Source organism: Candidatus Bathyarchaeota archaeon (assembly GCA_030739585.1).
Taxonomy (GTDB): Archaea; Thermoproteota; Bathyarchaeia; order TCS64; family TCS64.
In genome coordinates this window covers 1-13644 of sequence record JASLYX010000004.1, presented here as the reverse complement: position 1 = coordinate 13644, position 13644 = coordinate 1, and the positions used below count along the sequence as shown (strand labels likewise).

Below are 13644 nucleotides of genomic sequence, written 5' to 3'. Positions count from 1 at the left end.
AAGGCGCATGAAAGTACGGTCTCAGTATGCTGTATATATGGTTAGCTTAGACTTAAGCGTGTGTAAAGAAAAATGGGCTTAATTTGTCTTTTTAATAAATCGTACGCGTCCATGAAGCAAAACAATTTTTAAACCCCACACACTCCGGGGAAATCTATAAACACAAACTAGATTTATACGTGCGCGATATCAAGCAGTCGAAAACAAACTCATTTGCATCATAGACCATGCCAATGTGTAATGGATCCCCCCTCTTGAAGAAATTGATTTTCGGGGGCCACATTGAGGTCATTGAGCCGCCATACTGGCAAAGAAGAGGTATACCATTTCAAAAAAGGGCACTAATGGTCAGATCTCTCACCGGAGTCGGGTACTTATCACTATATTGTATCAAAATAGAGGCACTAGACAAAATTTGTCAGGCTTGCGCAGTCTGGACCATGTTAGACAACTAGAAAAAAGGGACATTCTAAAGCGTGTCTAGGAACCTTTCTAACCGTCCCACGACATTCTTAAGGACTGGTACGGGTTGTACCAGAGGGACCCTGATGAATCCATCAGTACTGATCCCGAACCTATGGCCAGAGCTCAGACCCACGTTTTCAGCCTCCTCGAACTTTTTTACGAAATCCTCGGAACTGATGCCATAGCTTTTTGCATTGAACCAGGAATAGAATGCTCCCTCGAAGAGATGACAGTCAAGACCATCAATACCGTTGATGGCGTGACAGAAGTACTTGCGCCTCCTGTCGTATTCCTGTCTCCTCTCCTCAACGTAGGACATACTCCCTTTGAGGGCTGCAGTTCCCGCAGCATAGACGAATGTGGCCGGTCGGGGAGCTGTGAGAGCATTGATTTTAGTTGCCTTATCAAGATATCTCTCAGGGACGATAGTGTAGCCGAGGCGCCACCCTGTCATGGAGAACGTCTTGGAGAAACTCATGATGTTGATGGTCCTCTCCTTTAGTCCCTCCAGAGTTGAAGTTGCGATAAACTCATTATCGTCATAAACAAAGTGAAGATAGATCTCGTCACTAAAGATGGCTAGGTCGTAGTCAGTGGCGATCTCTCCAATACCCTTGAGTTCCTTTTTGGTAAAAACAGTTCCAGTAGGATTATTTGGATTGCAGATGAGCACGGCCTTGGTGTCGGGACTGACATAGTCCTCAAGGGTGTCTATGTCAGGATGGTACCCATTCTCCCGATTAAGCGGTGCAATAGAAGCCTTTACCCCCATCTCGTTGAGAATCCTATAATGTCCCGCATAGCTGGGACTCCACATTAGGACCTCGTCCCCCTCCTCAAGGACTGAAGCGAGAGCGATATATAGGGCAGCGCTGCTCCCCGCCGTTGGGACCACGTTCCTAGTCTCATATGCGGTTCCAAAGTTGGCATAGTATTCTACCACTGCCTCCTTAAAGTTCTCTGGAATCGCCCCCCTGGCGTAGTGGGTCCACTTTCCCCCCTCCTTTATAGCGTTAAGTGCCGCATCTATGACCCATGAGGGAGCCTCAACGTCTGGGTCTCCTGCTGTTAACTTGACATAATTATTGGAGATATCAACTTCCTCCTGCTGAGGATAGGACATTCGAGGTCTTATTTAACTCAAAGGATGAGGGAAAAAATAGTTAGAAAAGGAAGCCTTCTTTTTTGGGATCATTGGGGTCAATCACTATATGGTTGAGGGCGGTAATATATGCCGTCGCGGCAACATCAGGTTGAATCGCATCGTAATTCCCGACTTTGACCTCCTTCGCGACTTTGCCGTAATGGAGGGTGTTGATAGTGCTCTCTGCGACAAACTCGTCCCCCAGTTTCATCTCCCCCTTCCCATAAAGGGCCGCCATCCGTGCGTTTGTGCATGTGCCTGCGGGAGACCTGCATGATTGCTTCGGCCCGAAAACGTTCCAGTGCCTGCTGTCTGCTCCCTTCACCGTAGGTTCAGTGTAAAATGTCACAAGGTCAAGGACATTGAACTCAGGGAAATCAGGGTGGGCTATCTTGACATTCTCGGCGAGGTGGTTCCTGATCTTCCAGCCTAGGGGTATCCAGTAATCCTTGTTCTGGAGTGTGGGCTCAAGACCTATGCTCGCAGCATTGATAAATGCATACCAGAGACCACCGTAAGCTATGTCCGCTTCAACCATCCCGACGTCAGGGACATCCATCTTCACGGTCTCGGAATAGAATGAGGGCACCCCCTCCATGGAGATAGATTTCGCCTCCATGTCCTCCACCGTGACCTTTGACTTTACGAGGCCTGCTACAGTGTCCATCACGATCTCGGTTACAGGCTCAGTCACTTCCACCATCCCAGTGTTCACTAGAACCGCGGAGACGCTATACGTGCTATCCCCGCAGGCGCTGAAATATCCGTCTGTCCAGAGGTAGATAACCCCAATATCTGCCTCAGGCACAGTGGGCTCGGTCACCACGGCCCCTAGGAGCCCCGCGAAGCCCCTGGGTTCCCTGAGCATTGTGGGTCTTAGGTGATCATAATGTTCTTGGAAATATGACTGCTTCTCAGCCATCGTTGAGCCTTTGAGCTTGGGTATACCCCCCACGACAACTCTGGTCGCCTCCCCTGATGAGTGGGTGTCGATACACTCGATAATACGAGAGAACTTCAAATTGTACCGTAGGGATTATCTGATACCTGTATATTTACCGTTTTTGGAGAGCCTAATCGGAATTACTAATGAACTTCAAGTTCAGTATTGCGCTGAAGAGTGCGGGTATGTGAAAAATGCTAACTTCAAAGACAGTGTCGAAAATTGCCCATGAAGTCCGTTGAACAAGGAAGATAACGATTGACAGGCTAACCAGCAACAGTGTGCTGAGTCTCCAAGATCCACCATCTCCCTTTATCTCAATTCATCCCCCAACGGAACGTGATGAAAGAAAAGAAGATCACGTATCTTTCTAGGAGTTCAGGGTTGCAAGGGGTATATCCTGATAAATCCCGTTCGGAAGGGCTCTCCTAAGAGTCATGGGTAGTATATCTCCCTTGAGCTCCTCCAAAGAGATGTCAATGGGGGCATTCATAGAGTCAGGGAGCTCGACTAAGATAGGTGCACCTAGGGAGATCTGAAGCGACCTGGCGCCAATTATTCTAGCCCGCTCAAATCGGGTGATCTTTACAGGCCCTATCTGAATTTCGTTAGACAATATTTTCTCATTCAATCCATTAGATCGAAAATCTACATAGGGGGCATGCCGCCCATTCCGGGAGGCATTCCACCCATTCCACCCATTCCACCCATGCCCCCACCTGGGGGACCTGCAGGCATGCTCATTTTGGAGGCTGCGATGATATCGTCGATCTTTAGCAGCAATGTTGACGCCTCAGTTGCAGATTTTATGGCCTGTACCTTTACCTGGGTGGGCTCGTAGACGTCGATCTCCGCCATATCTGAGACCTCTCCAGCTAGGCCGTTGATGCCACTCCAGAGCTCTCCCCTTTCGTGCGCAGCCTGAAGTTCAGACAGTGCATCAATGGGATCCATACCTGAATTTTCAGCGAGGGTCACAGGTATGACTTCTATCGCTTCAGCAAATGCCACAACTGCGAGCCTCTCCCGGCCTGTTAGGGTCTCCGCGTGGCGCCTCAGCTTTCGAGATACTTCGATCTCAGGGGCTCCACCGCCCGCCAAGATCTTTGGGTCTTCGACCACGTCCTTGATGACACATAGGGCGTCATGAAGGCTCCTGTCTGCCTCGTCGACGATTCGCTCTGTGCCACCCCTCACTAGTATGGAGACCGCCTTGGGGTTCTTGCATCCCTCTACGAAGATGAGCTTATCATCGCCGATCTTTTTCTCCTCGACATTCTCGGCGTAACCTACATCTTCAGCCGTTAGGTCGTCTACATTGGTTACGACCTTGGCTCCCGTCGCCTTGGCAAGGGCCTCTAGGTCACTCTTTTTGAGCCTCCGGCCGGCGAAAATACCCTCCCGGGCCAAGAAGTGCTGAACCATGTCATCAATCCCTTTCTGGCAAAAGAGCACATTAATGCCGGCATCCTTGATCTTCTGGACCATTTGCCGGAGCATGTTTTCCTCCTGGTCAAGATAGGCCTGCATCTCCTCAGGTGTCTCGATCTGTATTTTAGCATCGAACTCGGTCTTTTCTATCTCCAGAGCCGCGTTTAGGAGGCCAATCTTGGCGTCCTTGACTACCTTCGGCATATCGGCATGGACTACCTCCTTGTCGATAATTAGCCCCCTTATGAGGTTTGTATCAGTAAGGGACCCTCCAGGTTTCTTCTCCATCTTTACCATGTCTAGATCTACTTCAAAGCCGCTGTTGGCCTCAACTGCAACTTGGAGGACCGCGTCCACTGCTAGGTCAGATAGGTAATCGCTATAACCTGATACTAGCTTGCTAGCCATGGATGTAATTGCGACTTTTTTGAGACTATCCTTATCCTTGGGTTCGACCTCAATAGAGATATCATCTAAGATCTTGAGGGCCTGCTCCTGAGCATCCCTATAGCCGTCTATGATGACTGTTGGATGGATTTTTTTGTCCATGAGCTCTACTGCTTTTCCAAGAAGCTCCCCTGTTAACACCACAACACTTGTGGTGCCATCCCCGACCTCGTCATCCTGAGTCTTGGAAACCTCCACCATCATCTTTGCGGCTGGGTGCTGGACGTCCATCTCCTTTAGCATCGTAGCGCCATCGTTGGTGATGGTAACATCCCCGAAGCTGTCCACCAGCATCTTATCCATGCCTTTTGGTCCGAGGGAGGTCTTCACAGCCTCGGCGACAATTCTAGCAGCCTGAATGTTGGCATTTCTAGCGTCACTGCCTCGGTTACGCTCAGTCCCTTCCTTAAGAATAATGATTGGTTGTCCGCCATAACCACTTGCACTCAAACAAATTCACCTTGAAACTATAGCACAAACAAGGATATGGAATATAAATATTGCCGTCGCGCGCATAGTTATCTTGGGGTTACCAGACTAGGACCATTTTATATCAAAATCATGAGGTTAATTGATTGCTTACGTGTGCAATATATTTTGATGCAATGTTATATCTCTATTAAGGGAGTTTTAAATGTATGAAACTTCTGAGCTATCGTAAACGAGATATTTTTGGGATAGGCATCGTGATTGGGTCCAGAGTTTTAGATATCAACGAGACAGTTAAAAATAATTTTGGGGGGGCATTTATGGATATCACTATGGACGAGGTCTCCGATATGATCTCGTTTCTCTGTCTAGGTGAAAAAGGCCTCAGTGAGGCTCGCAAGGCTATTGAGTGGGTAACTGAACAGATTGCTTTAGACCAAGATGTAAAAGGCCTTGTTGATCTTGATAAGATTGATGTTGAAGCGCCTATTCCTCGTCCGAGGAAGGGTATTGTCTGTTTGGGCCTTAATTACTCTGACCACGTTGCAGAGGGGAGTAAAACCCTTGACGAGGAGCAATCTATCCCAGAGCACCCTATTTTCTTCACAAAGGCCCCGACGGCGGTCATCGGCCCATACAATAATATAGTCTATCCCCGGGTCACAGAAAAACTCGATTATGAGGTGGAACTCGCTGTGGTAATTGGAAAAGAAGGCAAGTATATCGCAGAGGAGGACGCATATACCCACATAGCAGGGTATTCTGTGTTCAACGACGTCTCCGCCCGCGACCTCCAAACGAGGCACGGACAATGGTTCAAGGGGAAAAGCATAGATACTTTTGCTCCAATGGGGCCTTATCTTGTAACTCCAGACGAAGTAGTTGACCCCATGAACTTGGATCTCAGTTTAAGCGTTAATGGGGTCATCCGTCAGGACTCAAACACATCCCACCTTATTTTCAACATTCCAAAAATCATTAGTATCCTGTCCGATGGGATCACCCTCGAGGTCGGGGACATCATCGCAACAGGGACGCCGGCAGGGGTGGGGAGCGCCCACAAGCTAGGCTTGATGAACGTTGGAGATTTGGTTGAGGCAAAAATCAAGGGATTAGGCTCCCAAAAAAACCGGGTTGTTTCGGAAGACTAATCTTGCGTGTGCCGAAGGCCATTGTTGTCCCAAACCAGCTATAGAGCATTGAGCACGACTGTTTCTACCTTTATCCAAAAGCAAAAGGCGGATGATCTCACGTGCTTGCAATTTATTAGTCTTATAGACTAGTAAAAAGACTTCAGTAAAGATTTAACATTCTAGCGCAATACAGGTGGGAAAGAAAGGAACAGGAGGAATTCAAATGGAGAAACAGACTCACACTCTTGCAAGGGGAGACCTTCTCGGCACTCCTTTGAGGATAGCCACAGGGGAATCTGCCGAGGTAATCCTGATTGCCACAGAGGAGATGGCGGTGGACGGGAGAGGATTGATTCACGGGGGCTTCACGTTTGGCCTCGCTGACTACGCTGCCATGTTGGCCGTCAATCATCCTTTTGTGGTGCTTGGAGGATCAGAAAGCCGTTTTCTTGCTCCAGTGAAGGTCGGGGATTCTATGATCGCCTTTGCCAAAGTGCAAGAGACCAAGGGAAGTCGCAGATCAGTTAGAGTCGAGGTATTTGTCAGCGACCTTCATGTCTTCACCGGTGTCTTCTCCTGCTTCGTTCTTGAGGACCACGTCTTAAACTGAAAAATCAACTCAGTTTTTGTTTCTACGCTTAAGATGTTAGAATTATTATTTTGTAAATAATTTAGAACCTAGAATAACTTTTTTTAGCGAAAATAGTTCAAATTATATTAACAATATGAGATTATCTCACGCACAAAGACCGTAGAGCAGAGCCACCTTCAGAAAAATCTACACCAATGTAACTGATATGCTGGACGGCGGGAAAAAGATCTCCTTAGCCTCAATAATTAACTTCAGCAAATAGATGTAGAGCAAAGGCATGCTCAAGTTCACTGGAGAGACATATGAAGGCGAAACTATTAGGAAATACATTGCCTCCTTGGACGGGGTGGCATCCAAGATTTACAGCACACGATCTGTCTTCTATATCCTCCTGAAAGACTTCCCTATTCATTCCTTAGAAGCCCTAAGAGACTCCTCTGAGTCAAAAAGCATACGGACGTCCATAACCTAGAATGACGAAAGCCATTACATTCCCCGTAAAGGGGAATACTCTTTTCCTAATTTACTATCCATGGCAAAACAAGTGTTATTCAATCCTGAGGAGAAATAATTACCTGATGATGTCACGTTGAGGATCACGGTTGAGGTGAAAGCAGGATCCAAAAAAGATGGGGTGATCCAAGGAGAGGGGGATCACTATATTGTAAGGGTGAAGGCTCAAAGAAAGAAGGGAAAAGCAAACATCGCCGTCCTCAAGCTCCTCAAAAAACACTTCGGGCGGCAAGCCCGTATTGTGAGCGGGTTAACCTCCACAACGAAGATAGTTGAGGTAGAGGACAAGAGCTATTAAAAAAAATAATCACCCCGAAGCACAGAAAATCCACTAGGGCAAAGGTATTTGAGGGAATAAACACCGTTTAGCATAACCCTGCGGATGACAAAGATCTCCAAAGATACCTTCTTCGATTGTGTTGTGAGGATTTGTGCTTGGACAGGGAGTTAGGTAATGGTTACTATAACTTTACGGCCGACTCTATCTGGATCCAATCCAAGCGATTTGTCTTTGTTGTCGCCGTCTTTTATCTGGCTGTAAGGGTTTCTTACCCGCCTCATATCTAGGAGACCCCTGCAGCGGTCCCTCAAGGACTCTTGGGTCTATGTGGAAATAATCTCATATCTAGAATCTCCTATTTCCCCTGACGAGCACCATGGTAGAGAGAGCCCCTCCACTTCTATCTTGATTCTATAGGAGACCGTTTTGTTAATGTCCAAGTTTTTCATTGTCCTTATCTAGGGGAACTCTGAAAGGTTTGAATTAGTTCAATCCCTTTTCTTGCCTTTCACTTTTTATGGATGTTGTCCAGAGACTCTATAGCGGATATCCTGAGGGTTACCATTATTCGATTCATCTCATGCCTCAATCCTTTTTCTACTTTCACTCCCCGTCTCTCTAACCCATCCGAGAGGAAACGGTCAATCTTGAGCCCTTCCTCATCAAAGTCCGTCAGTATAACCACGGATCCGTGCCCTTTTGAGGTTGCATCCATGAAATCAGCATCGGAAACCCCTACCTGTGAGAAAAGGATTACTACGCCTCGGAATCCAAGGTGTCTCAGGGCCTCTAGGTCCCGAAAACCCTCCACGATAACTGCGTCAGCCAGGGTCTCGATCTCTCCCAGGAGCCGGGGTAATCTCTTCAGAGCCTCGTATGTAGACTTGATCCTCCGCCTCTTCTTCAAACTGATTCCTCTTGGTCTAAAACCAATATTATTATCAGATCGTTGACATTAGTGCCCGTGGGCCCTGTGATGAAGGCGTCCCCCAGACTCTTGAAAAACGTGTAGGAGTCATTTTCTGACAGATATTTTAAGGGATCAATGCCCCGAGCCTTCGCCTTTATCTGCGTTGAGCCGTCGACCATCGCTCCGGCTGCGACAGTCGGCCCGTCTATTCCATCTGTTGCAAAAGCTGCAACCACGCATACCATGTCCTCGATCCCCTCAGATATAGCTAGAGCAACTTCCATATTTCTTCCACCTACACCACTACCAGTCACTGACACTGTAGTCTCTCCCCCGGCCACAAGGACCGCTGGGGTTTGTATAGGAGAACCATACTGGATAACGTCAAGGGCTGCCTTGGCGAAAGACCTCCCAACTTTCCGGGCCTCCCCCTCGACCTCGGTGGATATCAAATCAGAGTTATAACCTAACTCTCTTGCCCGTTCCACAGCGGCTCTTGCTGCGACGAGGTTACTCCCGATAACAAAGTTCTGCACTCTCTGGAATATTGGGTAACCCGGTTTTGGTGTCTCAGGGATCATCCCTAGATCCCCTTCCTCCAGATGCTCCTTGACCATTTGAGGAGCTCCCTCCCAGATCCCGTATCGCTCAAGGACAGCTCTTGCATCCCCAAAAGTGGTTTCATCGGGGGCAGTCGGGCCAGATGCGATTGTATCAAGGGGGTCTCCTACTACATCTGACAGGATTAGGCCAATGACCGTTGCCTGCTGGGACCTCTGGACCAATCGCCCTCCCTTCACCGCTGATAAGTGCTTCCGGACGGCATTGATCTCGCTGATGGTGGCACCACTCTTAAGTAGCTTCTGTGTTACGTCCTGGATGTCCTCCAGGGCTATGCCCTCAGCGGGATACGCTAGAAGCGAGGAGCCTCCCCCGGATATAAGAACTATTACAAGATCCGTTGAGTCTACGTTATCCAACATCTTCATCATCCTCTTTACCCCTGCAACGCTTTCCACGTCAGGTATGGGGTGAGAGGCCCCGTTTATTGAGATCCGGTTAAGGTTGTGCCTCGACTCCGTTCCCTTCAATACGTTGACTTCACCTGATGAGATCCTGTTGCCCAGGATCTCCTCGACGGTCTCCGCCATGGCCCCGCAGGCTTTGCCACCTCCGATGACATGAATGCCTCCAAAGTGGTTCAGATCCCATTTGAGTCCACAAATTGTTAGTATGGTTCCCTTTAGATTGAGGTTCCGTCTTACGGCTTCTCCTGGATCCACCGCATTTACTGCAGCCTCCAAGATGTCCAAGGCATCCATTCTCAGCCGTAGAAGGATATCGGATGATGCGTTCTCCAGTAGTTCATCGCGGTTGCGGAACACAGTTGGGGTCAACCTTAGTTGATATCCATTAAGAGAGATTCAAAAAGTGTTACGGGGCATTCATTCCGTGTCTGGCAGAGGATTAAAGGTTAATCAGTTATTCCCGCACGATATATCGGCTAGCGTGAGGCGGGTCTGGCTCCATTCCTTTCTTAGTCCTCACCTTACGCACGGTATTTTTTAGGAGTGTGTTGGGCACAGGGGACCAGTGGTCGAAAGTACTCTGCCAGAAGGCACTCCCGGAGGTAGCAGCCCGCATCTCCTGGGAAAGACCTAGGGTCTCGGAGACTGGGACCATGCCCGTCACGGTAACGGCGGGGCCTTTTTGTTCCACATTGTGGATGCTCCCCCTCTTTCTGCTCAGGAGTCCTGTGACGCTTCCTAGCTCCTCAGGAGGTATCCTAACCTGGATCTTGTAAATCGGCTCTAGCAATGTGGGCTCTGCCGAGAGGATTCCCGCAAAAAGGGCCCCACGTGCAGCAGGCATCATTTGGGCTGGACCCCGGTGGACGGGGTCCTCGTGTAACTGGCAATCCATCAGCTTGATGTGGACGCCTCTGACCGCTTCCCCCGCAAATGGGCCAGACTCTACCGCCCATTGGAAGCCTCCAGCTAGGTGCTGAAGGACCTCCCTGAGGCCCTGGATCCCAGAAGTGAAGTCCGTGAAGAGGTTGGCATTTTGTCCCACAGATACAACTCTTCTAGAGTCCCTGACATTCCAGCCCGCCTTCTCGCGAAGAGCTTCCTCTCTCTGACGTCTGGAGCTCAGCTCACTCAGCTCCCCATTCCTGATAAGCTCGACGATCTCAGGCTCCAAGGGCTCTATGTCGAACCAGACCCTATTATGCTTGTTAGGGCTTTTCCCCATAAATGGACCGACTTTTTGTTGAATTGTCTCCCTGTAGACAACTGTGGGCTCGGTCGCGGTGACGTCGAGTCGGTGTTCTCTTCCGAGGTCCTTGATGGCGATCTCTAGGTGGAGTTCTCCCATCCCCGAAAGAAGGTACTCTCCTGTCTCCTGGTTGATGGTGGCGACGAGGTTCGGGTCCTGGATGGATAGCTTCTGCATCGCGTCGATGAGCCTCGGAAGGTCTGTAGGCTTCTTGGGCTCCACGGCCACCGTCAGCACCGGGTCGGAGATGTATTTGATGGACTCGAAGCCGATCGCGCCCTTGCTGTCAGCCATGTCGACGAGGGTCTCCCCTGCTCTACCCTGATCGAGGCCCAAGAGGGCCACCAGGTTCCCAGCGGGAATCTCCTCGACGATCTCCCTGTACTGGCCCATATAGATGGCGACCTGCTGGATCTTGTACTGCTTGTTCGCGATGAGGAGGTAAACGTCCTGACCCTTCCTAATAGTACCTGAGAAGATGCGCCCCGTGCTCACCACCCCTGCCTGGGGGTCGATGAGGACGTTCGTGATAGCCACCACTAGAGGTCCATCGTCATCGAGATTCACCATCGACTGCCCCATAGGGCTGTCAATATCACCTTGCCAGATCTTCTCTAGCCGGAAAGGCTGAGAAACGACTGGATTAGGGAGGTGTTCGACGGCCATCGAGAAGATGGCGTCGGGGAGGGGCAGCAACTCCTGGAGTTTCTCGAGCTCCCCGTTCTTGTAAAATTCGACGATGTCCTTGAACGTTAGCCCTTTTGCCTGGAGTTGGGGTAGTGTGAAGCCCCACCTGTCGAGTGCGGAGCCGAAGGCGACTGTGCCGTTGGCCGCGTTGACGGTCCACTCGTTCCTCACGGCGTCCTCGCCAAAGGTCTGGACGATGGTGTTGAACTGGTTGATGACCCTCATGAGCTTCTTCATGACGGCGTCTGCGTCCATCTTTAGCTCCTTGATGAGCCGGTCAAACTTGTTGATGTACATCACCGGCTTCACCCTCTCCTCGAGGGCGACCCTTAGCCTCACCTCTGTCATTATCTGGAACTCCTCCACGGCGTCAACAAGGAGGATGCAGCCGTCCAATGCCCTGAGGGCCCGAGTAACTTTACCGGAGAAGTCGACGTGCCCAGGTGTGTCGATGAGGTTAATGACATATGGCTGGTCTCCCTCCTCGTAGAGGAGGCTGATGTTCGCCGTCTTGATTGTGATCCCTCTTCGCTGCTCCTCCTCGAGGAAGTCGAGGGCTCTAGTCTCCCCAGCCCTCTCGGGGGCCATGAAGCCCGCCATTGCGAGGAGGCTGTCGCTCATCGTCGTCTTTCCGTGGTCGATATGAGCGATGATTCCTATGTTCCTGATGTGTTCCTTGTCATTCATCAGGCCCAAGAGCTCTTTTGTCTGCTTAAACTTGGACATATCGATTCAAACCTGTAATCCGGAATACGGTATACTACCAAAACGGGGTCAATTTAAATCTATTTCTCTAATCACATCGAAAATATCGAGAATGGAAATAAATTATTGGACAATAGAAAACCATCCTATCAATGATTATCCAAAAACGCTTCTAGACAGTGAGAGAGAACCCACTAAATTATGAAATAAAGAAAAAGAGTGTATTGATAGCAGTGAGTTAATTTAGTATCTTCTACGATTGCCCTGGCCGAAGCCCCGGCCCCGCCCTCTATCGTACCCTCTGGGCTCCCTTGTGAACACTTTGCTTGACAGATTATTATCAAGGTCCACGTCCTCAAAGGGGGCATCATCAAGGAGATCGTAGCTTCCGTATCGGCCTAGATTGAGACGCATGGAACCTCTAAACAGGTTGACGTATGCGTCCTTGATGTTCAGGATCTGATCTTCCTCAACTTGGTCAAGGACATCGTCCCAGAGAGTGAGGTATATGCTTCCAGTTTCGTCGGCGATCAGAGCCTCAGCAACTCTATGAGACGACATATCGGATCTAGATGTAACCTCTCTCTCCTCGGTTTTGGCGATTACCTTAGCAACTGTGTATACCTTTCTACTGTACTGTGTTAAATTCCCGATTTTCACCATAGGGGTTTCGTTATTATTAGACTCCATTTTATTTCTACTCTTGTTATGCGAGCGAAAGACATCACAATAGAAATATAAGGCTTGTTGTTTACTGCGGGCGAGAGTGTGTCGCGATACTTGTTGGTCCCCTTTAATTCTGAACCTACCTTTTCAAACCTTGGTTTTCGTTCAGGTCAGAGTTTATGGCGATTCGCCTCAGATTTCTCGAATAGATTTTCTGAGTGTTTTTACTCAGGTTTCTGATGCTCCACAGTGCCTTCACTAAACTCTCGTGAAAACCAAGTGGAAGATGAATGGCGCCCCGGGAAAGACTCGAACTTTCGACCGTCCGGTTAACAGCCGGGTGCTCTACCTACTGAGCTACCGAGGCACATCCTTCACTTGTTGTCTAATACTTCCCTTATTTGCTTTTTCACCTCGACGGGGTCGCCCCGGGCCCTGATCCTCCTGAGCACCTGCCCCAGGAGATAGTCAATAGCTCTGGTTTGCCCCGCCTGGTAATCGGTGACAGCATTCCGATTATCTGCTAACACCGCATCTATCGCTTCGCCCAACTCACCCCTATCCGCAGAGGCGAGCCCCTTCCTCTCCACGAGACCCCTGGGGGACTCCCCGGTGCTCACGTACTCCTTGATGAGCTCCCGGGCGAGCCTTTCCGTGATGGTCCTATCATCGATGAGCGTCAGGAGCTCCACGAAGGTCTCAGGTTCCACCTTCGACTCACGTAAGCTGACGCCCTCGTAGTTGAGGCTCTTCAGCAGGAAGGTGACCGTCCAGTTGGCCACCATCTCTGGTTTGGGGAAGAACGCGATGCATTCCTCGAAGAACTGGGAGAGGTCTAGTCCGGTGTTCACTATGATCCCGGCCTGGAACCGGGGGACCCCATGCTCCTCGACGTATCTCTGTATCCGGGCGTCGGGGAGCTCGGGCATCTCGGACTCGAGCCGGGCTATCCAGGCGTCGTCGATGTCGATTCGGACGAGGTCAGGATCCGTGATGTAGCCATAGTCCTCCTCCTGCTCTTT

13 protein-coding genes and 1 tRNA gene are annotated in these 13644 nt (G+C 49.7%); 4 read left to right on the top strand and 10 right to left on the bottom strand.

Annotation, left to right across the window (positions count from 1 at the left end; genetic code table 11):
* Window positions 1-469: 469 nt before the first annotated feature.
* The 4 genes from QGG23_04700 to thsB all read right to left on the bottom strand — a co-directional run bounded on the left by QGG23_04700 (window position 470) and on the right by thsB (window position 4880).
* Window positions 470-1588, bottom strand: a complete 1119-nt coding sequence (locus QGG23_04700; protein ID MDP6048725.1) for a pyridoxal phosphate-dependent aminotransferase — start codon at window positions 1586-1588, stop codon at window positions 470-472.
* A gap of 40 nt (window positions 1589-1628) precedes the next feature.
* Window positions 1629-2630: a proline racemase family protein gene (locus QGG23_04695; GenBank protein ID MDP6048724.1), complete on the bottom strand. Its 1002-nt coding sequence runs from the start codon at window positions 2628-2630 to the stop codon at window positions 1629-1631.
* A 292-nt stretch (window positions 2631-2922) separates the two neighbouring features.
* A complete protein-coding gene (locus tag QGG23_04690; protein ID MDP6048723.1) occupies window positions 2923-3168 on the bottom strand; it encodes a DNA-directed RNA polymerase subunit K in 246 nt (81 codons plus the stop codon).
* Window positions 3169-3200: 32 nt separating this feature from the next.
* Window positions 3201-4880 (bottom strand): thermosome subunit beta, encoded by a 1680-nt coding sequence (gene thsB, locus QGG23_04685; GenBank protein MDP6048722.1) that lies wholly within the window; start codon window positions 4878-4880, stop codon window positions 3201-3203.
* Between the two features lie 188 nt (window positions 4881-5068).
* Here thsB and QGG23_04680 point away from each other — a divergent pair, with 188 nt between their 5' ends.
* The 4 genes from QGG23_04680 to QGG23_04665 all read left to right on the top strand — a co-directional run bounded on the left by QGG23_04680 (window position 5069) and on the right by QGG23_04665 (window position 7395).
* Window positions 5069-6010: a fumarylacetoacetate hydrolase family protein gene (locus QGG23_04680; protein ID MDP6048721.1), complete on the top strand. Its 942-nt coding sequence runs from the start codon at window positions 5069-5071 to the stop codon at window positions 6008-6010.
* A gap of 205 nt (window positions 6011-6215) precedes the next feature.
* Complete coding sequence (locus QGG23_04675; GenBank protein MDP6048720.1) at window positions 6216-6602, top strand: hotdog domain-containing protein; 387 nt, start codon at window positions 6216-6218, stop codon at window positions 6600-6602.
* Between the two features lie 259 nt (window positions 6603-6861).
* Window positions 6862-7056 (top strand): hypothetical protein, encoded by a 195-nt coding sequence (locus tag QGG23_04670; GenBank protein MDP6048719.1) that lies wholly within the window; start codon window positions 6862-6864, stop codon window positions 7054-7056.
* A 117-nt stretch (window positions 7057-7173) separates the two neighbouring features.
* The gene (locus QGG23_04665; GenBank protein MDP6048718.1) at window positions 7174-7395 is read left to right on the top strand and encodes a DUF167 domain-containing protein; all 222 of its coding nucleotides are present in this window, start codon (window positions 7174-7176) and stop codon (window positions 7393-7395) included.
* A 490-nt stretch (window positions 7396-7885) separates the two neighbouring features.
* On the opposite strand, the gene QGG23_04660 is transcribed toward QGG23_04665, so the two are convergent.
* The 6 genes from QGG23_04660 to QGG23_04635 form a co-directional block, all read right to left on the bottom strand.
* On the bottom strand, window positions 7886-8284 hold the full coding sequence (locus tag QGG23_04660) for a toprim domain-containing protein (protein ID MDP6048717.1): 399 nt from the start codon (window positions 8282-8284) through the stop codon (window positions 7886-7888).
* Window positions 8281-9684 (bottom strand): glycerate kinase, encoded by a 1404-nt coding sequence (locus tag QGG23_04655; GenBank protein MDP6048716.1) that lies wholly within the window; start codon window positions 9682-9684, stop codon window positions 8281-8283. The genes QGG23_04660 and QGG23_04655 overlap by 4 nt, the downstream gene beginning before the upstream one ends.
* Window positions 9685-9769: 85 nt before the next feature.
* Window positions 9770-11977 carry an elongation factor EF-2 gene (locus QGG23_04650; protein ID MDP6048715.1) on the bottom strand — a complete coding sequence of 736 codons (2208 nt, stop codon included), beginning with the start codon at window positions 11975-11977 and terminating at the stop codon, window positions 9770-9772.
* A 222-nt stretch (window positions 11978-12199) separates the two neighbouring features.
* On the bottom strand, window positions 12200-12646 hold the full coding sequence (locus QGG23_04645; protein MDP6048714.1) for a hypothetical protein: 447 nt from the start codon (window positions 12644-12646) through the stop codon (window positions 12200-12202).
* 267 nt (window positions 12647-12913) lie between these two features.
* A tRNA-Asn gene (locus QGG23_04640) sits at window positions 12914-12989 on the bottom strand.
* Window positions 12990-12996: 7 nt separating this feature from the next.
* The coding region (locus QGG23_04635; protein ID MDP6048713.1) for a hypothetical protein at window positions 12997-13644 on the bottom strand (648 nt) is incomplete at its 5' end.